We start from the raw sequence: 23,755 nt of genomic DNA on the forward strand, positions 1-23,755 counted from the left end.
GAGCTTCTCTGGTCGGCATACGGGTCGGATTGTACACATCCCTGACATTCCTCCGCAGGGAGGGACATCGGGGTTCGTCGACGAAACGTCCATGATGCCGTCGGGGGGCGGTCCGCCGTCCCCGCCGCTCGTCCCACCCGAGCGCGCCGGCATCGCACCACGAGCCGAACGCGTGAGCCGCGCTCCGGTAGGGGAGCGCACGGCTTCTCCTCGGTCGGGAGAGGTCGCCGGCGTTCACGGTCGGCCGTGGTTCGGAAGGGCCTCACGACGCATTCGTCTCCTCCCTCGGCGATGATCGGCCGGAAGGCCGGTAGGAGGAACGATGAAGAAATTCGATCTGCTCGCCGCCGTGACCTTCGGGCTCGGCCTCGCATTCGCGTCCGGCTCGGCGTCCGCCCTGACCATCGGCTTCTCGCAGGTGGGCTCGGAAGGCGACTGGCGTCCCGCCTTCTCCAAGGACATGAAGGACGAGGCCGCCAAGCGCGGTATCGACCTGAAGTTCTCCGACGCCCAGGGCAAGGAAGAGAACCAGCTGAAGGCGGTTCGTTCCTTCATCGCCCAGAAGGTCGACGCGATCATCATCGCCCCCGTCGTCGTCACCGGCTGGGACGCCGTCCTGAAGGAAGCCAAACAGGCCAAGATCCCGGTCTTCCTCGCCGACCGTGACGTCGACAGCGACAAGGACCTGTTCGTCACCCGCATCTCCGCCGACTTCAACCTCGAGGGTCGTCTCGCCGGTGCCTGGCTCGCCCAGGCGACCAAGGGCAAGTGCGACATCGCCGAGTTGCAGGGCACCGTCGGCTCGGCCCCGGCGATCCAGCGCAAGAAGGGCTTCGAGTCGATCACCTCGAACTTCCCGGACATGAAGATCGTCAAGTCGCAGTCCGGCAACTTCACCACCGCCGAAGGCAAGGAAGTGGCCGAGAGCTTCATCAAGGCGACCGACGGCTTCAAGGGCATCTGCGCGGTCTACGCCCACAACGACAACATGCTCCTCGGCGCCATCCAGGCGATGAAGGAAGCGGGTCTGAAGCCGGGCAAGGACGTGCTGATGGTCTCGGTCGACAGCGTGCCGGACATGTTCAAGGCGATGGCGGCCGGCGAGGCGAACGCCTCGGTCGAGCTGCGCTCCGACATCGGCAAGGACATCTACAACGTCGTCGAAGCCTATCTGAAGGGCAAGCACGACTGGCCGAAGTGGGTGAAGATCGACAGCGACCTCCACACCCAGGCCGACGCCGCCGCCCAGATCGCCAAGCGCGGCATCAAGTGAACCCCGACTTCGCGCGGGAAGCGGCGGGGCGCCGGAACGCCCCCTCGCCTCCCGCGCGGAGACGACTGCGAGCCGGGAACGACCCCTGTCGGTCCCGACGGACGACGAGCGAAGGGGTGACACGATGACGGACGCGACGCCACGCATCGCCATGCGAGGCATCACCAAGACGTTTCCCGGCGTGCGGGCGCTCGACGGCGTCGACTTCACGCTCGCGCCGGGCGAGATCCATGCCCTGCTCGGCGAGAACGGCGCCGGCAAGTCGACCCTGGTGAAGGTGCTGACCGGGGTGCATCCCGCCGATGCCGGCACCATCGAACTCGACGGCGTCACCATTCGCCCGGAGAGCCCCGCCGCGGCTCAGGACCTCGGCATCGCCACGGTCTATCAGGAGGTCAACCTCGTCCCGACCATGACGGTCGCCGAGAACCTCACCCTCGGTCGCCAGCCGACCCGCTTCGGCCTCGTGTCGTGGAAGGGTGCCCGGGAACGCGCCCGCGGCGCGCTCGCCCGCCTCGGCCTCGATCTCGATCTCGACCGCTCGCTCGGCTCCTATTCGCTGGCGATCCAGCAACTGGTCGCCATCGCCCGCGCCCTCGACCGCGAGACCGGCGTCCTCGTCCTCGACGAGCCGACCGCCAGCCTCGATGCCGCCGAGGTCGAGCGCCTGTTCGGCGTGCTGCGCGACATCCGCGCCAAGGGCATCGCGATCGTCTTCATCACCCACTTCATCGAACAGGTCTATGCCGTCTGCGACCGCATCACCGTGCTGCGGAACGGCCGTTTCGCCGGCTCCGACACGGTCGCGGCGATGCCGCGCATGCGCCTCGTCACCCTGATGCTCGGCCGCGCGCTGGCGACCGAGATCGAAGCGGGCCGCCCCGAAGCCCACTTCGACCCGGCTTCCGAACCGGTCCTGGCGACGGACGGCTTCGGCAAGGCGCGCTGGATCGAGCCGATCGATCTCTCCGTCCGCGCCGGCGAAGTCGTCGGCCTCGCCGGCCTGCTCGGCTCGGGCCGTACCGAGACGGCGAAACTGATCTTCGGCGCCGTGCGCGCCGATCGCGGCCGCCTCCGGGTGGCGGGCGAGCCCGTCTCCCTGCGCTCGCCCGGTCAGGCGATCCGCCTCGGCTTCGGCTTCTGCCCGGAGGACCGCAAGCACGACGGCCTGATTCTCGAGCTCAGCGTGCGCGAGAACCTGATCCTGGCGCTGCAGTCCCGCCGCGGCTGGTGGAACCGCATCGGCGCCGCCGAGCAGGACCGCCTCGCCCGCGAGATGATCGCCGCCCTCGGCATCGCCACACCCGACGCCGAGAAGCCGGTCGGCCAGCTCTCCGGCGGCAACCAGCAGAAGGTGATCCTCGCCCGTTGGCTGGCCGCCGAGCCGCGCCTCCTCATCCTCGACGAGCCGACCCGCGGCATCGACATCGGCGCCCATGCCGAGATCGTCGCCCTGATCCGCCGTCTGTGCGGCGAGGGACTGGCGCTGCTGGTCGCCTCGTCCGAACTCGACGAGATCGTCGCCTTCTCCCATCGCGTCGTCGTCCTGCGCGACCGCCGCAAGGTCTGCGAGATCACCGGCGACGCGGTGACGCGGTCGTCCATCGTGGAGGCGATCGCCAGCAGATGACCGAGACGACCATGACCCCGACCCCGTCCGACGACCCCCGACCCGCCGCCCCTGCGGCCACGCCGCCCGGTGCCGCCCGTCCCGAACGTCGCGCCATCCCCGCCGCCGTCTGGCCGCTCCTGGCGCTGGCGGCGATCCTGGTGGTCGACTGGTTCATCTCGCCGAGCTTCTTCTCGATCCGTCTGGTCGAGGGGCGGCTCTACGGCTCGACGATCGACATCCTCTACCGCGGCACGCCGATCGCCCTGGTGGCGCTGGGCATGGCCGTGGTGATCGGCGCCCGCGGCATCGACCTGTCGGTCGGCTCGGTGATCGCCATCGCAGGCGCGGTGATGGCGCATTTCATCCATGCCGGGGTCGATCCCTGGCTGGTGATCGCCGCCACGCTCGGCGTGGGTCTGCTCTGCGGCCTGTGGAACGGCTTCCTCGTCGCCGTCCTCGGCATCCAGCCGATCATCGCCACGCTGATCCTGATGGTCGCCGGCCGCGGCATCGCCCAGATGATCAACGGCGGCCGCATTCCGACCTTCCGCTCCGAGTTCTTCTCGGCGCTGGCGACCGGCCGCGTCTGGGTGATCCCGTCGCGGCTGTTCCTGGTCGCCGGCGTCGTCTTCGTGCTGTGGCTGCTGCTCAGGCGCACCGCCTACGGTCTCTTCGTCGAGGCGGTCGGCGCCAATGCCCCCGCCGCCCGGCTCGCCGGCGTCGGCACCCGCGCCGTGACGCTCGGGGCCTATGCCATCTGCGGCGTCACCGCGGCGCTGGCCGGCGTCGTCATCACCGGCGACGTGCGCGCCTCCGATGCCGTCACCGCCGGCCTGTGGTCGGAACTCGACGCCATCCTCGCCGTGGTGCTGGGCGGCGCCTCGCTCAACGGCGGACGCATCTTCCTCGCCACCACGCTGGTCGGCGTGCTGATCATCCAGTCGCTGACCACCTCGATCCTGATGAGCGGCCTGCCGCCGGAATACAATCTCGTCGTCAAGGCCGTGGTCATCCTCGCCGTCCTGCTGCTCCAGGCCCCGGCGCTGCGTGCCGAGCTGCGCCGCCTCGTCGCCCGTCGAAAGGTCACGCCATGAGAGAACGCCGGCTCCCGATCTTCGCGACGATCGTGGTCTTCGTCCTGCTCTACGGCGCGGGCGGACTGTGGTTCGATCACTTCCTGTCGTCCCGCGTCTTCGGCAACCTCCTGACCGACAACGCCTTCGTCATCATCGCCGGCCTCGGCATGACCTTCGTCATCCTGTCGGGCGGCATCGACCTGTCGGTCGGCTCGATGATCGGCTTCGTCGGTCTGGCGATGGCGACGCTGATCGCCCACGGCTGGCATCCGCTGGCGGCGATCGCGGCGATGCTGGTCTTCGGCCTGGTGCTCGGCGCGGCGATGGGCTGGGCCATCGCCACCTTCCAGATCCAACCCTTCATCATGACGCTGACCGCCATGTTCATGCTGCGCGGCCTGTGCTTCGTCATCAGCCTCGACTCGATCCCGATCAAACACCCCTTCGTCGACGCCTTCTCCGAGTTCCAGATCCCGCTGCCCGGCGACGGTTGGATCTCCGGACCGGCGCTGATGATGCTCGCCGCCCTCGCGGTGGCGCTGCTCATCGCCCATCGCACCCGCTTCGGCGCCGACATCTACGCCGTCGGCGGCGACGCCACCTCGGCGCTCCTCCTCGGCGTGCCGGTCCGGCGCACCATCGTCGGCGTCTACGCGCTGAACGGCGTCTTCGGCGCCCTCGCCGGAGCGACCTACGCGCTCTACACCGCCTCGGGCTATCCGCTCGCTGCGACCGGTGTCGAACTCGACGCCATCGCCTCGGTGGTGATCGGCGGCACGCTGCTGACCGGCGGTGTCGGCCTCGTCGCCGGCACGGTCTTCGGCGGGCTGATCCAGGGCCTGATCCAGACGCTGATCGTCTTCGACGGCTCGCTCGACAGCTGGTGGATCCGCATCGTCGTCGGCGCCCTGCTCTTCGTCTTCATCCTGATGCAGAAGCTGATCATGAGCTCGGTCCGCGGCGTCGACGAGACCGCCCACGCCTGAGCGCGGCGGCGAAACCGCCTGCCGCCTGACGCCACCTCCCTCGCCTCGCCCGGCCATGCGCCGGGCGAATGCGTTTCACCGTCGGCACGGACAAGTGATCGACACGCATAGCGAAAATGCAATTTCTTGATGCCGCGGCATCATTGCCAGCCGGGCGAGATTCGTGTTCACATCGGTTCGTAGAGCCCGTCCACCGTCGGAGACCCCACCCATGACCACGACCGACGCCATCGCCGAACAGGAAAAGGACGCGCCGCTCTTCGAGGACATCCGCATGCTCGGCCAGTTCCTCGGCGACATCGTGCGCGAACAGGACGGCGAGGCCGCCTTCGAGGTGGTCGAGGCGATCCGCCGCCTCTCGGTCGCCTGGGAGCGCGACGCCGATCCGGTGGCGGCCAGCAATCTCGACGCGCTGCTGCAGCGCCTGTCGCCGTCCGAGACCGTGTCGGTGATCCGCGCCTTCACCTACTTCTCACACCTCGCCAACCTCGCCGAGGACTGCCACCACCTGCGCCGCCGCGCCGTCCACCACGAGCGCGACGAGAAGCGCAACGGCAGTCTCACCCGCGCCTTCGATCGATTTCAGGAGGCCGGCATCGACGCCGCCGCGGTCTCCCGCGCCCTCCAGCGCGCCTGGGTCTCGCCGGTGCTGACCGCCCACCCGACCGAGGTCCAGCGTCAGGCGATCCTCGATGCCGAACGCGCCATCGCCGCGCTTCTGGCCGAACGTGACCGGCTGAAGAACCCGCGCGACCTCGCCGCCAACGGCACCAAGATCCGCGCCCGCATCGCCCAGCTGTGGCAGACCCGCATCCTGCGCTTCGTCAAGCTGACGGTCGAAGACGAGATCGAGAACGCGCTCGGCTACTACCGCTCGACCTTCCTGACCGAGATCCCCAAGCTCTATGCCGATCTCGAGGACCTGCTCGGCAAGCCGGTCGCCCCCTTCTTCCGGATGGGCAACTGGATCGGCGGCGATCGCGACGGCAACCCCAACGTCACCGCGCCGACCCTGGTCAAGGCGCTGACCAGCCAGGCCGACGTCGCCTTCGAGCACTATCTCGAGGAACTGCACCACCTGGGGCGCGAACTCTCGGTCTCCGGCATCTTGGTGCCCCATTCGGCCGAGCTGCACACTCTCGCCGAGGCCTCGCCCGACAAGAACGCCCAGCGCAGCGACGAGCCCTATCGCCGCGCCCTCGTCGGCATCTACTCGCGCCTCGCCGCGACCTACGAGAAGCTCGTCGGCAAGAAGGCGCCGCGCGGCGTCATCGCCGTCGTCGAACCCTATCCGAGTGCCGCCGCCTTCCTCGCCGACCTGCGCATCGTCGAGGATTCGCTGCGCCGCCATCACGGCGCGCTGCTCTTGCCGATCCGGCTGTCGCCGCTGGTGCGCGCCGTCGAGGTCTTCGGCTTCCATCTGGCGACCACCGACCTGCGCCAGAGCTCCGACCAGCACGAACAGGTGGTCGCCGAACTGCTGGCGACCGCGAAGGTCGAAGCCGACTATCTCGCCCTCGACGAGGCCGCCCGGCAGGCGCTCTTGATGAAGCTCCTCGCCGATCCGCGCCCGCTTCGCGTGCCCAACACCACCTATTCGGCGCTGACCACCGGCGAACTCGAGATCTTCGAGACGGCGCGGCGTCTGCGTGCCGAATTCGGCCCCGACGCCATCCGCCACTACATCATCAGCCACACCGAGACCGTCTCCGACCTGCTCGAAGTGCTGCTGCTGCAGAAGGAATGCGGCCTGATGCGCGGCACGGTCGGGGCCGGTGCCGTGGTCGATCTGATCGTTGCGCCGCTGTTCGAGACCATCGACGACCTGCGCGCCGCCGAACCGATCATGCGCGCCTTCTACGACCTGCCCGGCATCGAGGCGATGGTGCGCTCGTCGGGCGCCGAGCAGGACATCATGCTCGGCTACTCCGACAGCAACAAGGACGGCGGCTACTTCACCTCGACCTGGGAGCTCTATCGCGCCTCGACCGCGCTCGCCCGCGTCTTCGAGGGAAAGCCCGGCATCGCGATGCGCCTCTTCCACGGCCGCGGCGGCGCCGTCGGTCGCGGCGGTGGCCCGTCCTACGAGGCGATCGTCGCCCAGCCGCCCGGCACGGTGAAGGGCCAGATCCGCCTCACCGAACAGGGCGAGGTGATCAACGCCAAATACGCCAACCCGGAGATCGGCCGCCGCAATCTCGAGACGCTGATGGCCGCCGCCCTCGAGGCCTCGCTCCTACAGCGCAAGGAGACCGCGCCGAGCGAGTTCTTCGACCTCGCGGCGCGCCTGTCCGACGCCAGCCGCGCCGCCTATCGCGCGCTGGTCTACGAGACCGAGGGTTTCGTCGACTATTTCTTCGCCGCCACCCCGATCGCCGAGATCGCCCAGCTGAACATCGGCTCGCGCCCCGCCTCACGCAAGGCGACGCGGGCGATCGAGGATCTGCGCGCCATTCCCTGGGGCTTCTCCTGGGGTCAGAGCCGCGTGACGCTGCCGGGCTGGTACGGCTTCGGTTCGGCGATCGCCGCCATCCTCGCCGAGGATCCGGAGGTGAACGGCGCGCTCCTGAAGCGGATGTACGTCGAGTGGCCGTTCTTCCGCACCCTCGTCTCCAACATGGACATGGTGCTGGCCAAGGCCGACCTCCGTGTCGCCCAGCGCTACGCCGAACTGGTGCCCGACCGGGCGCTGGCGGAAAAGGTCTTCGCCGAGATCCGCGCCGAGTGGACCCGCACCGTCGACGCGCTGACGCTGATCACCGGGACGGCGGAACGGCTCGCCGACAACCGGACGCTCGCCCGCTCGATCGCCCACCGCTTCGCCTACATCGCGCCGCTCAACCATCTCCAGGTCGAGCTGCTGCGCCGCTGGCGAGCCGGCTCGCGCGAGGAGAAGACCCAGCGCGGCATCCTGATCACCATCAACGGCATCGCCGCGGGTCTCAGGAACACGGGCTGAGGGCGGAGGCGGCGAGCCTCTCGCGGAGGCCCTTCATCCTGAGGTGCGAGCGAAGCGAGCCTCGAAGGGCGAAGGGCCGAGAGGCAAGGCCCGTCGAGGCTTCGCCCTTCGAGGCCCGACTTCGTCGGGCACCTCAGGGTGAAGCCGAACAGAGGGCCGGAACGCCCGGCTTCACCGGTCCACCCGTCCCATCCTCACGGATAGATGCCGCGCTGTTCGCGCGCCGCCAGAACGCGACGGCAGGCCAGCAGTTGCGCCGCCGAGCGCAGCGGCAGGCCGGTCTCCTCGTGGGCGGCCCAGGTCGCCTCGAAGGCATGGTCGAGGATGGTGCGCAGCCGCCCGTCGATTTCCTCGAGCCCCCAGAAGAACGACGAGAAGTCCTGCACCCATTCGAAGTAGGACACGACCACCCCGCCGGAGTTGGCGAGAATGTCCGGCACCACGACGATGCCGCGATCGGCCAGAACATCGTCCGCGGCCGGCGTCGTCGGGCCGTTGGCGCCCTCGACGATCAGACGGGTCTGGATCGTCGCCGCCAGTTCCTCGGTGATCTGGTTCTCGAGCGCCGCCGGCACCAGGATGTCGGAACGCACCCGCCAGAAGGCCTCGCGCGAAGCGAACTCGGCGCCGCGGAAGTCTGCGAACAGGCCGCCCTTCGCCAGATGCGCCGTGAGCGCCACCGGATCGATGCCGGCCGGCGAAATCAGCGTGCCGTGGACGTCCTGCACCGCGACGATCCGGGCCCCCGCCGCATGGAAGAACCGCGCCGCGGCGCCGCCGACGTTGCCGAAGCCCTGCACCGCGACCGCGGCGCCCTCGATCGCCAGACCGAGCTTTTCCGCCGCCCGCGCACCGACGATGAAGACGCCGTGCCCGGTCGCTTCGCTCCGGCCCAGCGAACCGCCGAGCGATTCCGGCTTGCCGGTGACGACGCCGGTCGTCATGTGGCCGACGGTCGCCGAATAGGTGTCCATCATCCAGGCCATGACCTGCGGATTGGTGTTCACGTCCGGCGCCGGGATGTCCTTGTCGGGGCCGAGCAGGACGGCGATCTCGCTGGTGTAGCGTCGCGTCAGCCGCTCCAGTTCGCCGAGCGAGAGCAGCGCCGGATCGACCCGGACCGCGCCCTTGCCGCCGCCGAAGGGCAGGTTCACCAGCGCGTTCTTCAGCGTCATCCAGCCGGCGAGCGCCGCGACTTCCGCCAGCGAGGCGTCGGGGTGATAGCGCACGCCGCCCTTGGCCGGTCCGCGCGAGGTGTTGTGATGAACCCGCCAGCCCTCGAAATGGGCGATGCGGCCGTCGTCGAGACGGACGGGAACGTCGACGGTCAGCATCCGGCGCGGCCGCCGCAGCGTCTCCGTCCAGCGCGCCAGCGGCCCGAGATGCGGCTCGATGCGATCGATCTGTTCGAGGAACATCGCCCAGGGCGCCACATCGGGGTTGATCAGCGTGGTGGCGGCGGGCAGCGAAACCGGCATGCGAAACGCGGTATTCATGATGTCGACGTTCCTCCAACGGCCGAGGACATGAGTCTGGCGTCGCCGCGAGCGTATTCGCCCGATGCGCTCGCCGAATCCGATGCTCGGCCTTCGTATCGATCACGTATTCGTCGGCGCCTCGATCCGGGAAAGCTCCGTGCTCCCCGGATCCTCCCGGTAACCGGAAGATCGTGTCCGACCTCTATAGACTTGACATTTTTCCCGCCCCGACCCAACACCAAAGACGGAATGGGTTATGCAATTTCGGAATAACGTCACCCATCGCCTCGACGGCGCCGACGCCGCCACCTAGAGTTTCGCTCGCGACGAAGGGGATCGGCATGGAACTGAAGTGGCTCGAGGACTTCCTGGTGCTCGCCGAGACGCATTCGTTCTCGCGCGCGGCCGAGGAGCGCAACGTCACCCAGTCCGCCTTTTCCCGCCGCATCCGCCAGCTCGAGCAATGGCTCGGCGTCGACCTCGTCGACCGCTCGGTCTATCCGACCACCCTGACGGCCGCCGGCAGCGAGTTCCGCGAGACCGCCGACGAGGTGGTGCGGGCGCTGCGCCAGCAACGCGCCCTCTTGCGCGCCAGACGCGCCCGCGGCGAGGGCTCGATCTCGATCGTCTCGCTGCACGTTCTGACGACGAGTTTCTTCCCCGGCTGGCTGAAGGGCGTCATCGCCCGCCACGGCGCGGTCTGGCCGCGCCTGCGGGTCGAGAATTTCCACGACGCCATCCAGGCGCTGGTCGACGGCGCCGTCGACTTCATGCTGACCATGACGCACCCGAAGGTGCCGGTGCTGCTCGATCCGCTGCGCTATCCCTCGCTGGCGCTCGGCACCGACCGGCTGGTGGCGGTCTCCGCCCCCGGCCCCGACGGCCGCCCGGTGATCGATCCGCGGACAGGCGACGGCGACCTGCCCTTCCTCGCCTACACGCCGGAATCCTTCCTCGGCCGCCTGACCGAGGTGACGCTCGCGGGCTTCGCGGGCCGCGAGCGGCTGACGCCGGTGTTCGAGAACCCGATGGCCGACGCGCTCAAGGCCATGGCGCAGCTCGGCCACGGCATCGCCTGGCTTCCGGCCGGATCGATCGCCGCCGAACTCGCCCACGGCACGCTGGTGGCGATCCCCGAGATGCCCGAGGCGACGATGGACATCCGCCTCTTCCGCTCGCCGCAGAAGAGCCGGCCGCTGGTCGAGCGCTTCTGGACCGCCCTCCAGGGCGACTATTCGGCGACGTCCTGACGAGCCTCACTCGACCGGCGTCAGCGCGATCTCGGCGATGCCGATGCCGAGCGGCCGTATGTCGGCGAACTGCCGCTTCTCGTAGGGCGCGACCGGATCGGCGATCAGCAGTTCGATCACCAACGGCGAGGCGCCGCCGACGAGGCGCGCCGGCAAGGTCGCCGTGCGTTCGACCAGGGCGTTGTCGCGATCGAACGACCAGTGCCCGACGGTCTCGCCGCCGACCCGGACCTCGACATCCTGCGTCCGCCCCACTGCGCGCACGGCGCCGCGCGCCACGACCCGCACGAGGACGTCACCCTTCGCCGGCTCGACCGGCGCGAAAGCGATGCGGGCGCGCGGTCCTTCGTTCCACACGCCCCAGCTCTCGCGCCGCGACCAGCCGTCGTGGAAATTGTCCATCGCGACACCGGGACGAACCACCTCACCCCAACGGTAGGCCGGCGCGCCGATGATCGGCTGCGCGGCGAGCTCGGCGACACGGCGCTGGACGAAGTTGTGGCTCTCGACCGAGAGGAAGGCCCACGACCCCAGGACGAAGGTCGAGACGGCGGCCATGAAGCCGACCACCGCGAGATCGCGGGGACTGGACAGGAGCCGACGGAACGAAGCGGCGAGCGGCGGCGTCATATCGTGATCCCCCGATCGAGCGTCCAGGCCGCCATCAGCATGCCGCCGAGCATCGCCAGTGTCGCGACGACGGTCGCAAAGAGGACCGGCCGGGTCTCGGCCAGCCGCGCCAGCGGGATCGACAGCGGGAACAGCACGATGGCGTAGCGCAGCAGCGAGTTCGACGTCGTTCCCGACCAGTAGAGCAGGAAACAGGCGGCGCAGAAGAGCGCCTCCGACCACAGCCGCATCCGCAGCAGCGCAACGATCAGCGTCGAGGCGACCAGGCTCGAGGCGGCGAAGAAGACGCCGCCGACGTTGCGACTGGTCAGGCCGAACCACAGGTTCGTCCCCGGCGGACTGACGGTCCAGCCCCAGCCGGCCTTGACCGAAGACATCTGGGCGAAGGCATCCCCCGTCGTCTGCCAGCAGAACCACCAGAAGAACACCAGTCCGACCGGCGCGCAGACGATCGGAAGCGCCTGACGCGGATCGCGCAGATAGGCGCCGAGCCAATCCCGGCCGTGCCGCTCGACGTGACGGGCGACGGCGTAGACGGCGACGAGGACGCCGATCGACCGCGTCGCCGACAGTGTGGCGGCCGTCGCCGCGGCCAGCCACGGCCGATCGAGCCGTATCGCCAGCATCGTCGCCGCGAGCAGCATCATGAAGGCGCTCTCGGTGTAGATCGCCGAGAAGGCGTAGCCGCCGGGCAGCAGGCAGAGCACCGCGACGATCGCCCGCTCCACCGTCGCCGAGAAGCCGAGCGCCTCGACATGACGCATGATCAGCCACAGGGCCGCGACGAAGCACAGATTGGCGACGATCAGGCCCGCCGCGACGGTCGGCAGCCCCGTCACCGCGATCAACCCGCGCACCGCGAGGGGGTAGACCGGGAAGAAGGCAAAGTTCGTCATCGCGAACTTGTCGTGCGGCCAGATCTCGGAATAGCCGTGCTCGATCACGCCGACGTACCAGAAGGCGTCCCAGCGCAGGCCGAGCTCGTAGATGTCGACGAGACGGATCGGCCTGTCGGCGATCGCGCCGATCGTCAGCGCCCCGACGATCACCATCATCGCCCGCGTCGCCACGAAGACGAGGAGGATCCAGCCGAGCCTGCGCGCGATGCCGCGCTCTCCGGCCGGTTCGCCGATCGATGCGGAAGGTCCTGCGATCGTCTCGGTCATTCTCGATTCCTCGAACAGGGCGAATTTTAGCCGCTTTCGGACGGTCCGCCCCCTTGATAGGCGGTCGCGCCCGTGCTGTGAAGATGACGCTACGTCCACTGGACGAGGACCGCGCCATGCAGCCAGAGGTTTCGCGCCCCACCCCGCGTCTCGCCGTCGTCGTTCCCTGCTGGAACGAGGAAGAGGTTCTGCCCTCGACGCTCGACGCGTTGACCGCCGAGATCGAACGGCTGACCGCCGCCGGCCTGTGCACCGCCGACAGTTTCGTCGTCTGCGTCGACGACGGCTCGCGCGACGCGACGTGGTCGATCGTCGAGACAGCCCATCACGACGGACGACGCGTCGAGGGCGTGCGGCTGGCGGTCAATGCCGGCCATCAGAGCGCGCTGGTCGCCGGTCTCGAGGCGGTGGCGGACCGCGTCGACGTCACGATTTCCATGGATGCCGACCTGCAGGACGACCCGGCGGCCCTGAAGCCGATGCTCGAGGCCTACCGCCGCGGCGCCGAGATCGTGCTCGGCGTGCGCTCCGCCCGGACAGGCGACGGCGTCTTCAAACGGACCACCGCCGCCGCCTTCTACGAAGTCATGCGCCTGCTCGGCGTCGACCTCGTCAAGCACCACGCCGACTTCCGCCTGATGTCGCATGCCGCGATGCGCAACCTGACGGCCTTCTCGGAATACCACCTCTTCCTGCGTGGTCTGCAGAAGCTCCTGCACGGCCGGATCGAGACGGTCCACTTCGAAAGCGCGCCCCGCAGGGCCGGCGAGAGCAAATATACCCTGCGCCGCATGCTGTCGCTGGCCTGGACCGGCATCACGTCCTTCTCGATCGCGCCGCTGCGGCTCGTCGCCCTCGCCGGCGCGCTGGTCTTCCTCGCCGCCACCGCCGCCGCCCTCTATGCCCTCGTGCGCAAGGCAACCGGACAGGTCGTCGAGGGTTGGACCTCGCTCGCCGTACCGCTCTACATGCTGAACGGCGTGACGCTGTTCGCCCTCGGCATCGTCGGCGAGTACGTCGGCAAGATCTACATGGAGGTCAAACGCCGCCCGCGTTACCTCGTCGACACCACCACCTTCGCCGACCGGCAGGCCCCCGCCGGCCCCGCGCGGCGATAGCCCGCTCTCATCGACTCGGCGTCAGCGTCACCTTGGCCCCGCCCTGCGGCGCGAGCGGGCGTCCGGCTGCGACGCCCGGCGGACGGGCGGTGCGCAGGAAACCGTTGAACACCGGATTGGCGAGCGTCGCGTCGCGCCCGGCGCCGATCAGCAGATCGACCTCGTCGGCCGGCAGCACGAAGCGCGTGGCGATCTTCTGCAGCTTCTCGCGCCGGTCGGGCAGCTGGTCGAAGGCGACCTCGCCGGAGAGGAACTTCACGTCGCGACAGTTCCAGCCCTTCGTGGTGCCGACCAGCCGCGTCACCTCGGCCGGCGTGAGACGGCAGCGCCACTCGACGAGATCCTGCTGCCAACGCGCCACGGTGAGCTGGAACGCGTCGAACCCCTGCCGCACCGAGGCGTCGATGCCGGTGTCGATCACCGCCATCAGGAGCGGCGTCACCGTCGGCCCCTGCCGCGTGCGCGCCCAGTCGGTCTCCGAGGCGCGGCCGGCGTTGACGACGAGGAACATCGCCCGCTTCAGCCGCGCCGCCTGCCGCGCGGTGAGCGGCGCATGCGGCGTCTCGGCGGCGGCCCGCGCGATCGTGAGGCCTGCGAGGCCGAAATTGTCGGTGAGGCCGCCGTCGAGCAGGCGGATGTATTTCATCTTCGCCGGATCGCGATAGGCGGCGAGCGCTCGGGCATTGGCCTTGAGCAGCGCCGGCGCCGAAGCGTGTTCCGAGGCGAAGCGCGCCCAGCGTGGCATCTCCCAGGCGCAGCGCTCGGGGAAGGTCTCGAGCGACACCGGCGCGAAGATCACCGGCACCGCGGCCGACGCCGCCACGGCTTCCGAGATCGGCAGCGCCGAGAGATCCGAGCAGAAGGCGCGGAACGTGGCGGGCTCGAACACGAAGGGCGCGTGATTGGCGATGTCGGAGGCGTTGAGCCACACCGTCGGCCGCTTCTTCTCGAGCAGGCGCGCGAAGGTCGCCCCGCCGAACAGGTTGGCGTCGAGCCATTGCGGCAGGTTCGACCGGTCGTTTGCCCCGCCGGCGTAGACCTTGGCCAGCGTCGCCGGGTTCAGCGGATTGTCGGAGAGGTTCTCCTCGGCGTTCTTCAGCAGAAATTTCTCGCGGAACGCCCCGAGCCCCCGCCGCCCCTCGAGGCCGAACCACGCCGCCGTCACCGATCCGCCCGAGACGCCGGAGACGAAGTCGATGCGGTCGGCGAGATTGACCATGCGCCCGCCCGGCCCCGGCATCTCGGTCTCGGCGAAGGCCTCGAGCACGCCGTGGGCGAAGGCCGCCGCGCGCGTGCCGCCGCCCGAGAAGTTGAGGCCGATCAGCGTCTCGCCGTCGCCGTCGTCGGGAAAGACCGCGGCCGACGCCTCCACCATCCCGCCGCCCTCGACGGCGGCATTGATCGGCGCATCGTCGAGCGAGGCACAGGAGCCGAGGAGGAGCGCACCGGCGAGGCCGAAGAGCGCCCGTCCGCGGCCGTGGCGGTTGGGTGGAAGCGACGACATCGAGAGCCCCGATCGATGGTGCGGTTGCCTGACGTCACTCTCCGGAAACGAACCGGTCTTGTCGAGAGGGCCGAAGGCCGTAGATCGCGCCTCGGCCATTACGAATGCCGTCATCGGCCGCGCCGCACGTTTACCGCGCGCGCCGGCTCTGGCAGGCTCCTTCCGTCGCGTCGCCCGCCGGGTGGTGCTCGCCGGATCCTGCCGATGCCGCTCGTCCTTCGCCTCCTCGCCCGTCTGCTGCTGCCGTCGCTCGCCGCCGCGATCGTCGCCCTCGGCCTCACCGCCGCCGGGGCCGCCGAACCGCAGCGCCGCGCGCTCCTCGTCGGCGTCTCCGACTACCCGAAGGAGACGGTCGGCGATCTCCAGCTCGCCGGTCCGCGCAACGACGTCGCGCTGATGCTCGACACGCTGAAGGTGATCGGCTTTCGCGACGAGAACATCCGCGTCCTCGCCGACGGGCTCGAACGCACCACCGCCGGCCGGCCCGCCGACGGCCTGCCGACCCGCGCCGCCATCCTCGCCGGGCTCGACGACCTCGCGGCCAAGTCCGGCCCCGGCGACTTCGTCCTCGTCCACCTCTCCGGCCACGGCTCGCAGCAACCGATCGTCGACCCGTCGAAACACACCGTCGCCAAGGCCGATGGGCTCGAGGAGATCTTCCTGCCGATCGACATCGGCCCGTGGGAGGATTCGCTCGGCGCGGTGAAGAACGCGCTGGTCGACCACGAACTCGGCCGCGCCGTCGCCGCCATCCGCGCCAAGGGCGCGCGCGTCTTCGTCGTGGTCGACGCCTGCCATTCCGGCACGATGACGCGCGCCGCCGGCGGCGACGTCGCCAAACAGGTGCCGCCCGCCGTGCTCGGCATCCCCGACGCCGCGCTCGCCAAGGCCCGCGCCGCCGAGGAGGCGCGCGCGAAGAAACAGGCCGCCGCCCGCGGACGGGTGGCGACACCACGCCCGACGACGCCCGGCTGGGGCTTCGGCGCACTCTTCTCGGCGAAGCCCGAGGCACCGGCCCTCCCGGCACCTCGCCCCGCCACGCCCGCCGCCGCGGTCGAACCCGGCGGTTACGTCGCCTTCTTCGCCGCCTGGCCGGATCAGGTGGCGCTGCAGAAGGCGCTGCCGCGCGGCTACGGCGCCGGCGAGCGACGGCCGCACGGCGTCCTCACCTTCTACCTCGCCCGCGCGCTGCGCGAGGGCCGGGTCTCGACCTTCCGCGATGTCGCCCACGAGGTGATGGCCGGTTACGACCAGTTCGGCCAGTCGCCGACGCCGATGTTCGAGGGCGACCTCGCCGCCCCCGTCCCCGGCGGTGCGGCCGGCGGCCGGATGCGTTGGCCCGCGACCGTCGAGGGTGGCCGCATCGCCCTTGCCGGCGGCGCCGTCGACGGCCTCTCCGCCGGCGCGATCGTCGCCCTCGCCACGACCGATGCCCCCGACACGCCGCGCGCCTTCGCCCGCGTCGTCGAGGCCGGCCCTGCCCGCGCGAGTGCCGAACCGGTGGCGCGCGACGGCCTCGCCTTCGATGCCACGCTCGCCCGTGACAGCCTGCTCGCGACGCTGGTCGAGCGCGGCGCCGACTTCCGCCTCGCCGTCGCCCGCCCCGCGACGATCGGCAGTGGCTCGAAGGCGGACGCGCTCGACGCCGCCCTCGCCGCGCTTGCGTCCGAGACCGAAGCCGCGATCCGCCTCGTCGGCGCCGACGAACCGGCCGATCTGCGCCTGCACGTCGCCGAGGAACGGCTGTGGTGGGTCGCCGACGGTGCGACGCTGGCGACGAGCGGCCGCGAGGCGAGCCCGTCGATGCCGCTCGGGAGCGATGCCGCCGCCACGACGAAGGCCCTGCGCGCCGCGCTCTCCGCCCACGCCAAGGCCCGCAATCTGGTGCGCGTCGCCGGCCTCGTCGGCGCCGGTCCGGTGGCGAGCGCGCTGACCGTCGAGCCCTTCCTCCTCGCCGACGACGGCGCGCCGCCCCCCGGCGCCCTCGCCGACGACGACCGCCCCTGCCCGACGCTGACGCTCGACCGCCTGCCCGACACGGCGCGGCCGATCGGCGAGAGCGTCCCCGACCTCGGCCATTGCGACGCGCTCTATTTCCGCCTCTCGAACGCCGGAGGAAAGCCGATCGACGTGACGCCGCTCTATGTCGACGGCGCCGGCGGCATCGCCTACATGGGGCCGCCCGAGGGCATCCGGCTGGAGCCCGGCGTCGCCGGCCGCCTGGTGCCGCTGCGCATCGTCACCTGGAGCCGGGCGCGCAAGGCGCCGCTGCCGATCGGTCGCGAGCGTCTGCTCTTCGTCGCCGTCGAGGTCGAGGGCCGCACGGCGCTCCCCGCCGACTTCCGCTATCTGGCGCAGCCCGCCCCCTCGACCGTCGCCACCCGCGGCGGCGCGGCGCCCGGCACCTTCCGCGGCCTGATGGAGGCGGCGGCCTTCGGCGGGACCGCCACCCGTTCCGCCGCCACGCCCGCCAGCCTCGGCGCCGCCGGCATCCTCGATTTCGGCTGGCGCGTGGTCGCGCCGGACGGGGGGAAGTGAGGGCCTACGAAGGCCAACCCCATTGCAGAGGCCCTTCATGCTGAGGTGCGAGCGAAGCGAGCCTCGAAGCGCGAAGGGCCGAGAGGCACCGCCCGTCGTGGCTTCGTGTTTCGAGGCCCGGCTGCGCCGGGCACCTCAACATGAAGCCAAACAGAGGGCAGAGTCGGAACGGCTCTCACCCGTACGCCGTCAACCCCCTCACCCTTCCGCGATCTCACCGCGGACCACCACCCGCAGCCCCGGCTCGGCGCGTTCCAGCGCGATCTTCATGCCGTGCCGCAGCGCCACCGCGCGGACGAAGGGCAGACCGAGCCCGTGGCCCGGCACGTCGGCCGTCGCCTCGGCGCGGGTGAAACGCTCGAAGGCCCGCGTCTCGAAGCCCTCCGGCAGACCCGGACCGCGGTCGCGCACCGAAAGGGTGACCGAGCGCCCGGAAACCGCGACGCCGACGTCGATCGCTCCACCCGCGGGCGAGAACTTCACGGCGTTGTCGACGAGATTGGCGAGCATCCGCGTCAGCGCCGTGCGCTCGCCGAGGACCACCGCCGGAACCACCTCGACCGCGATCGTCACGCCGCGATCTTCCGCCACCGCCTCGTAGAGGTCGACGACGTCGGCGACGATGCTCGCGAGATCGACATGCGCCAGCCCGCGCGCGTCGCCGGCGGCTGCTTCCGTGCGGGCGATGTCGAGCAGCGCCGAGAAGACGGCGATGAGTTCGGCCGCTTCCGCGATGGCGTCGTCGAAGGCCGCGACCGCGCCGCGGCTCGCGGGATCGGCCTCCGCCTCGCGCCGCGCCCGCTCGAGCCGGGCGCGCAGGCGGGCGAGCGGCGTCCGCGTCTCGTGGGCGATCTGGTCGGAGAGATGGTGGACGCCGCGCATCAGCACCTCGATCCGGTCGAGCATGGCGTTGACGTGGGCCGCCAACCGCCCGAACTCGTCGTCGCCGGCCATGACGACGCGGGCCGAGAGATCGCCCGCCTCGACCGCCCGCGCCGTGGCGTTGACCCGTTCGACCCGGTCGATCAACCGCCCGCCGACGAGGAAGGCGACCGTGAGCGCGATCAACAGCGCCGCGACGATCGGCAAGGCCAGTTCGCGCGCCAGCCGCGCCATCGCCGCGTCGTGTTCGGCCCGGTCGTGGGCGACGAGCAGGTCCGGCCCGCCGGCGATCCGCCGCACGATGCCGGAATAGGCGGTGCCGGCGGGATCGCGGAAGCGCACCGTCTCGCCGTCGGGGGCGACGTCGTTGGGGAAGGCATCGAAGTCGCCGGCGATCTTGTCGCCTTCGGCCGAGACGACGACATGGACGCGGCGATGCCCGTCCGGCCCGGTCTCGCCGCGTCGGAGGTCGACCGCCCGCGCCAGCGCCGCCGTGCCGCCGTCGCGCCAGACGGCTTCGAGACCGGCGGCATCGGTGCGGATCGTGTCGAGGATCGAGCGCTCGACATGGGCCGAGACCGAGGTCCAGACGAGCGCCGCCAGAACCATGGCCGCCGCCAGGAACACCGCGACGATCGTCGCGACCAACCGCAACGTCGACGACCGCGCGAGGCGGGAGAGCCGGGCGGCAGCGCTCATGCCGGCTCCGTCGCCAGCATGTAGCCCTCGCCGCGCGCCGAGCGGATGATCGAGCCGGCGAAGCCTTCGTCGATCTTGCCGCGCAGCCGCGAGACGTGGACGTCGACGACGTTGGTCTGCGGATCGAAGCGCAGGTTCCACACCCGCTCGAGCAGCAGCGACCGCGGCACGTAGCGCCCGGCGTGTTCGGCGAGGCAGCGCAAGAGCTCGAACTCCTTCGGCGACAGCGCCACATGGCGACCGGCGCGATGCACCGTGCGCGCCTTCACCCGGATCTCGACCTCGCCGACCAGCAGGATCTCGGGATGCGGCTCCGGTCGGGCGCGGCGCAACAGGGCATGGACGCGGGCGAGAAACTCGTCGTCGGCGAAGGGCTTGGCGACATAGTCGTCGGCGCCGCGCTCGAGCCCCTCGACGCGGTCGCCCGTGAGCCCGAGCGCCGAGACCACCATCACCGGCGTCGGCACGCCGAGTTCGCGCAGGCGCGCCACCACGTCGAGCCCCTCGAGGCCGGGCAGCATCCGGTCGGTGACGATCAGGTCCCAGGGCCGTGCAGCGGCGATCCGCAGGCCCTCGGCGCCGTCGGCGACGATCTCGGCGGAAAAGTCGCGGCTCTCGAGCAGTGCCGCCATGTGGGCGGCCATGGTGGCGTCGTCCTCGATGATCAGGGCTTCCATCGCCATCGCTCGCTCCCCGGCTCAGAACGGATGACTCGTCCGCGCTTCGGCATTGGAGCCGAAAGGCGCCTCGCCGTCGAGGCGTCCGCGCGGACCGACGACCAACCAGCGCGTCGTCTCGCCCCGGCGGACGAGAAGAGCGACGCCGCCCGCCCCGGCCCGCGCCTCGGCGGCGGCGATCGCGGCGGCCGCGGCCGTGTCGGAGAGCCGCGTCTCGCCCACCGCCAGGATCTCGTCGCCGGGCGCGAGACCGAGCCCGCCCGCCGGCCCCTCCGGCGCCACCTCGGTGATGCGGCGCGAGCCCGCCGCGAGCACCAACCCGAGGGCGAAGGGCGCCCTCGCGACCACCGCGCGCGTCGCCGACGTCCGCTTCGGCATCGCCGTGAGCGGCACGACCACCGCCCGCCGTTCGCCGCCGGTCGCAACCTCGAGCGCCAGCGCCTCGCCCGGCCGCTTGGTCTCGAGCACGCGGGCGAGATCACGCGGCACCGCGAGCGGCTGCCCCTCCGCCGCGATCACCACGTCGCCGGCCTCGAGCCCCGCGGCCTCGGCCGGCGATCCGGGCGTGACCGCCTCGACCACCAGCCCGTCGCCGAGCCCCGGCATCGCCGGGCGCAACGAACGGGCGGCCCGAAACCGCGCGCCGAGCCGCGGGCGATCGATCGCCCCGTCGCGCGCCAGCCGATCGGCGACGCGCTCGACCGCCGCGACCGGCAGGGCGAAGCCGATGCCGACATGCCGACGCGCCCCGTCGGCGATCGCCACGTTCATGCCGACGACCCGACCGTGACGGTCGATCAGCGGCCCGCCCGACGAGCCGGGATTGAGCGCGGCGTCGTGCTGGATCACCTCGAAGGGCGAGGCCTCGTCGAGCGGGCGCGCCGGGCTCGAGACGTGACCGACGGTGAGCGTCGCGGCAAAACCCAGCGGATCGCCGATCGCCGCGACGGGATCGCCGCGTCGCAGGCCGTCGCCGGGCGCGACCTCGGCGACCGGCGGATCGTCGTCGATCCGCAGCACCGCGACGTCGGCGACGTCGTCGGCGCCCATCAGGCGGGCCGGCAGCTCGCGTCCGTCGGCGAGCCGCACCGCGATCGTCGTCTCGCCGGAGACGACATGGGCGGCGGTGACGACGAGCCCACCCGACCGCCAGACGAAGCCGGCGCCGCGATCGCGGTCGGAGCCCCCGGTCTGGCCGACGACACCGACGACCGAGCGATCGACGACGCGGGCGGCGGCGGCGAAGTCGGCGGCGGCCTCGGGCGCGCCGGAGGCGAGACCGACGCCGCTGGAGGCCGGCCACGACGCGGCGAGAAGACCGAGGATCAGAATGACGGGATCGAGGCGGCGGAGGCAGGCGAAGCGACGAGCAGCGGGCACGGACGGTTCCTCGCGTGGGTTTCGTGCCCCAGCTATGCGCCGTGCCGCGCGGTTTCCCGCGTTACGAAAGCCGTCATCGAGTGCGCAACGGCCAACATGACGGCATTCGTCATCTTGCGCGCTATTGTCGCACCGCCGGGCATCTGCAAGACTTCGAATGAAGGCGACGCGATGCACGGACAGGGTTCCGCGTCGCGGGTCGTCGAACGGGAGATCTTCGATGCCGCCGTCGTCCCTCATGTCTTCGCCTCGTCGCGCCACGACGGCGTTCTTCTTGGCGACGAGCCTTCTCGCCGCCGGCACGGCAGGTGCAGCCGACCCAGCCCCGGCGCCGCTCGGCCGCCTCGCGCTGTCGGCCCGGCTCGCCGAATGGGGCCGCGCCGACAAGAACCCGCTGGCGCTGATCGTCGCCGCCCAGATCCGTCAGGGCGTCGGCGCCAAGGCGATCGAGCGCGCGCCGGAACAGACCGGCGAGGCCGCCGCCGCTGCCACCGCCCCCGTGGGCGAGGCGAGCGTCGAGGCGCTGCTCGCCGAGGCCGTTGCGCTCGCCGGCAAGGACGCGACCGTCGCGGCGCTGGCCGACGACGTCCGCGGCAATGCCTCCAAGGGCCTCGTCCAGGGCGCCGGCGTGTCGCGCGCCACGCTCCGGCCGGCCGGCACCGACTGGTACCGTCGCCTCGGCTTCGAGGGCACCCGCTACGCGGAGGCCTATGTCGAGATCGCCGGCCAGGGCAACGTCCAGATCTCGGTCTGGGACGAGGCCGGCAACCTCGTCTGCCGCGACCCCAACCCGTCCGCCGTCGCCTATTGCGGCTGGGTGCCGAGCTCGACCGCCAAGTTCGACGTCAAGGTGGAGAACCGCTCCGCCGTCGCCGTCCCCTACCGCATGTTCACCAACTGACGGTTTCCCCCCTTCGGCGCCCGACGCGGCGCCGGACCTGCCCCCCCGGCGGCCGCCAGGCCGCCAGACCAAACACGACGGCCCTGCGGCCGCCGAACCAACCCCGATTCCGCGCCCGCGGACGGTCGACAAGGAGTGTCCGATGAAGATCCGCATGCTCGCCCCCCTCGCCGTCGCGGCGGCCCTCGGTCTCGTGGCCCACGCGTCCGCCCAGACGGCGGCGCCGGCCGACAAGACGAAGTCGAACGTCTCGGCCGAGGCCCCGAAGGCCGGCGAGGCGCTGCCCGTCGCCCAGCTCCACCTCTCCGAACAGCTCGCCGCCTGGGGCCGCGCCAACAAGGACCCGCTGTCGCTGGTGGTCGCCGCCCAGATCCGCCAGGGCGTCGGCACCAAGGTGGTCGAGCGCAAGGCCGAGGGCGAAGCCGCCCCGGCGCCGGCCGCGACCGACGTGGTCGCCGCCCTGCTCGACGAGGCCAAGGCGCTCGCGAAGAACGACAAGACCATCGTCGCGCTGGCCGACGACGTGAAGGCAGCCGCCACCAAGGGCCGCGTCGGCGGCGGCATCGTCAGCCTCGGCCAGATCACCGGCCGCACCATCCACACCCGCTCGATGGACTTCCGCGCCAAGCAGACCGCCGAGATCGCCGCCGTCGGCACCGACACCAACGACATCATGCTCGAGGTCTTCGACGAGGGCGGTCATCTGATCTGCCGCGACACCGACCCGGCCTATTGCCGCTTCACCCCGGCCTGGACCGGCTCCTTCACCGTGAAGGTCCACAACAACGGCGGCTCGCTCGCCCACTACCGGCTCGAGACCAACTGATCGAAAGCCGCACGGGTTGCAGCCTCTCGCAGAGGCCCTTCATCCTGAGGTGCTCGGCGAAGCCGAGCCTCGAAGGGCGAAGGGCCGAGAGGCACGGCCCGTCGAGGCTTCGTGTTTCGAGGCTCGCTGACGCGAGCACCTCAACATGAAGCCGAACGGAGGGATGAGAATCGGGTTCTCGTCCCTTCGCGTCTCACCCCGCACAGCGCGCGAGCTTCCACATCCCGTCCGGCGGCACGAAACGACGCCCGTCGCGCTTCCAGTCCCAGAAGGCCTTGGAGAGCCCCGGAAGCTGGACGTAGGGCGGTGCTTTGGCCGCGCTCTCGGCGTCGGGATCGAGCCGGCGGAGGTCCTCGCCGAAATAGTAGAGGATCGCCGACGGCGCCCCCTTCGCCTCGAAGCGCGGGCCCGCCGCCCCGCCCGGCGGCCGCGTCATGAAGACGTGGGCCTGACCGAAGCCCGGCGGATGGGAGACCGCGAACTCGGCCGAGAGCTTCTGCCGCCCCTCGGCGAGGCGCAGCACCCAGGGACGATCCGATGGCCCGCCGTCGCGGCGGACATGGACGATCTCCCAGAGGTTGGTCTTGCCCTCCTCGGCGCCCCAGTCGTCGTCGGCGTCGAGCGGCGTGTAGACCGCGCGATCGAGCGGACAGTCGGCAGCGCGCGAGGGGCCGGCGAGGCCGAGGAGCAGCGCGACGGCGGCAATGGCAGTGGCATTCGGGCGGTACGGCAACATGTCTGCACCCTTCGGTCGTTTCATGCGATGCTGACGCGACGCGAGAGGGTGGGCAAGACGAGGA

General features: G+C 71.0%; 17 protein-coding genes and 1 pseudogene. 10 read left to right on the forward strand and 8 right to left on the reverse strand.

The window, feature by feature from the left end:
* Positions 1-322: 322 nt before the first annotated feature.
* The 5 genes and pseudogenes from ACT53U_RS03695 (at position 323) to ppc (ending at position 7,906) form a co-directional block, all read left to right on the forward strand.
* Entirely contained in the window at positions 323-1,273 is a 951-nt protein-coding gene (locus tag ACT53U_RS03695) for an ABC transporter substrate-binding protein (protein ID WP_476152819.1), read from the forward strand.
* 124 nt (positions 1,274-1,397) lie between these two features.
* Positions 1,398-2,903: a sugar ABC transporter ATP-binding protein gene (locus ACT53U_RS03700; protein ID WP_476152821.1), complete on the forward strand. Its 1,506-nt coding sequence runs from the start codon at positions 1,398-1,400 to the stop codon at positions 2,901-2,903.
* Positions 2,904-3,012: 109 nt separating this feature from the next.
* Positions 3,013-3,979: pseudogene (locus ACT53U_RS03705) on the forward strand (ABC transporter permease).
* A complete protein-coding gene (gene yjfF, locus ACT53U_RS03710; RefSeq protein ID WP_476152823.1) occupies positions 3,976-4,947 on the forward strand; it encodes a galactofuranose ABC transporter, permease protein YjfF in 972 nt (323 codons plus the stop codon). Before ACT53U_RS03705 ends, yjfF begins: the two are co-directional and overlap by 4 nt.
* A 211-nt stretch (positions 4,948-5,158) precedes the next feature.
* On the forward strand, positions 5,159-7,906 hold the full coding sequence (gene ppc, locus ACT53U_RS03715) for a phosphoenolpyruvate carboxylase (protein ID WP_476152825.1): 2,748 nt from the start codon (positions 5,159-5,161) through the stop codon (positions 7,904-7,906).
* 194 nt (positions 7,907-8,100) lie between these two features.
* Here the strand turns inward: ppc and ACT53U_RS03720 are convergent, their stop codons facing one another.
* Positions 8,101-9,402 carry a Glu/Leu/Phe/Val family dehydrogenase gene (locus ACT53U_RS03720; RefSeq protein ID WP_476152827.1) on the reverse strand — a complete coding sequence of 434 codons (1,302 nt, stop codon included), beginning with the start codon at positions 9,400-9,402 and terminating at the stop codon, positions 8,101-8,103.
* A gap of 323 nt (positions 9,403-9,725) precedes the next feature.
* On the opposite strand from ACT53U_RS03720, the gene ACT53U_RS03725 reads away from it, so the two are divergent.
* On the forward strand, positions 9,726-10,634 hold the full coding sequence (locus ACT53U_RS03725; protein WP_476152829.1) for a LysR family transcriptional regulator: 909 nt from the start codon (positions 9,726-9,728) through the stop codon (positions 10,632-10,634).
* A gap of 6 nt (positions 10,635-10,640) precedes the next feature.
* Here ACT53U_RS03725 and ACT53U_RS03730 read toward each other — a convergent pair whose 3' ends face one another.
* Positions 10,641-11,264, reverse strand: a complete 624-nt coding sequence (locus ACT53U_RS03730; RefSeq protein ID WP_476152831.1) for a hypothetical protein — start codon at positions 11,262-11,264, stop codon at positions 10,641-10,643.
* Entirely contained in the window at positions 11,261-12,430 is a 1,170-nt protein-coding gene (locus ACT53U_RS03735) for a hypothetical protein (RefSeq protein ID WP_476152833.1), read from the reverse strand. The genes ACT53U_RS03730 and ACT53U_RS03735 overlap by 4 nt, the downstream gene beginning before the upstream one ends.
* Before the next feature lie 116 nt (positions 12,431-12,546).
* On the opposite strand from ACT53U_RS03735, the gene ACT53U_RS03740 reads away from it, so the two are divergent.
* Positions 12,547-13,548 (forward strand): glycosyltransferase family 2 protein, encoded by a 1,002-nt coding sequence (locus ACT53U_RS03740; protein ID WP_476152835.1) that lies wholly within the window; start codon positions 12,547-12,549, stop codon positions 13,546-13,548.
* Between the two features lie 7 nt (positions 13,549-13,555).
* Here the strand turns inward: ACT53U_RS03740 and ACT53U_RS03745 are convergent, their stop codons facing one another.
* Entirely contained in the window at positions 13,556-15,052 is a 1,497-nt protein-coding gene (locus ACT53U_RS03745; protein ID WP_476152837.1) for a patatin-like phospholipase family protein, read from the reverse strand.
* A gap of 204 nt (positions 15,053-15,256) precedes the next feature.
* On the opposite strand from ACT53U_RS03745, the gene ACT53U_RS03750 reads away from it, so the two are divergent.
* A complete protein-coding gene (locus tag ACT53U_RS03750) occupies positions 15,257-17,590 on the forward strand; it encodes a caspase family protein (RefSeq protein ID WP_476152839.1) in 2,334 nt (777 codons plus the stop codon).
* 198 nt (positions 17,591-17,788) lie between these two features.
* Here the strand turns inward: ACT53U_RS03750 and ACT53U_RS03755 are convergent, their stop codons facing one another.
* Genes ACT53U_RS03755 through ACT53U_RS03765 form a run of 3 tightly spaced genes read right to left on the reverse strand, consistent with a single transcriptional unit; the run spans position 17,789 to position 21,228 of the window.
* Positions 17,789-19,171, reverse strand: coding sequence for a sensor histidine kinase (locus ACT53U_RS03755; RefSeq protein ID WP_476152841.1), 1,383 nt, complete (start codon positions 19,169-19,171; stop codon positions 17,789-17,791).
* Positions 19,168-19,854 carry a response regulator transcription factor gene (locus ACT53U_RS03760; protein ID WP_476152843.1) on the reverse strand — a complete coding sequence of 229 codons (687 nt, stop codon included), beginning with the start codon at positions 19,852-19,854 and terminating at the stop codon, positions 19,168-19,170. The genes ACT53U_RS03755 and ACT53U_RS03760 overlap by 4 nt, the downstream gene beginning before the upstream one ends.
* Before the next feature lie 15 nt (positions 19,855-19,869).
* Positions 19,870-21,228: a S1C family serine protease gene (locus ACT53U_RS03765; RefSeq protein WP_476152845.1), complete on the reverse strand. Its 1,359-nt coding sequence runs from the start codon at positions 21,226-21,228 to the stop codon at positions 19,870-19,872.
* Positions 21,229-21,502: 274 nt separating this feature from the next.
* On the opposite strand from ACT53U_RS03765, the gene ACT53U_RS03770 reads away from it, so the two are divergent.
* Complete coding sequence (locus tag ACT53U_RS03770; RefSeq protein WP_476152847.1) at positions 21,503-22,129, forward strand: hypothetical protein; 627 nt, start codon at positions 21,503-21,505, stop codon at positions 22,127-22,129.
* A gap of 142 nt (positions 22,130-22,271) precedes the next feature.
* Positions 22,272-22,955: a hypothetical protein gene (locus ACT53U_RS03775; RefSeq protein WP_476152849.1), complete on the forward strand. Its 684-nt coding sequence runs from the start codon at positions 22,272-22,274 to the stop codon at positions 22,953-22,955.
* Positions 22,956-23,148: 193 nt separating this feature from the next.
* On the opposite strand, the gene ACT53U_RS03780 is transcribed toward ACT53U_RS03775, so the two are convergent.
* A complete protein-coding gene (locus ACT53U_RS03780; RefSeq protein ID WP_476152850.1) occupies positions 23,149-23,691 on the reverse strand; it encodes a hypothetical protein in 543 nt (180 codons plus the stop codon).
* Positions 23,692-23,755 lie beyond the last annotated feature (64 nt).

Source organism: Pinisolibacter sp. DMC19 (assembly GCF_056313985.1).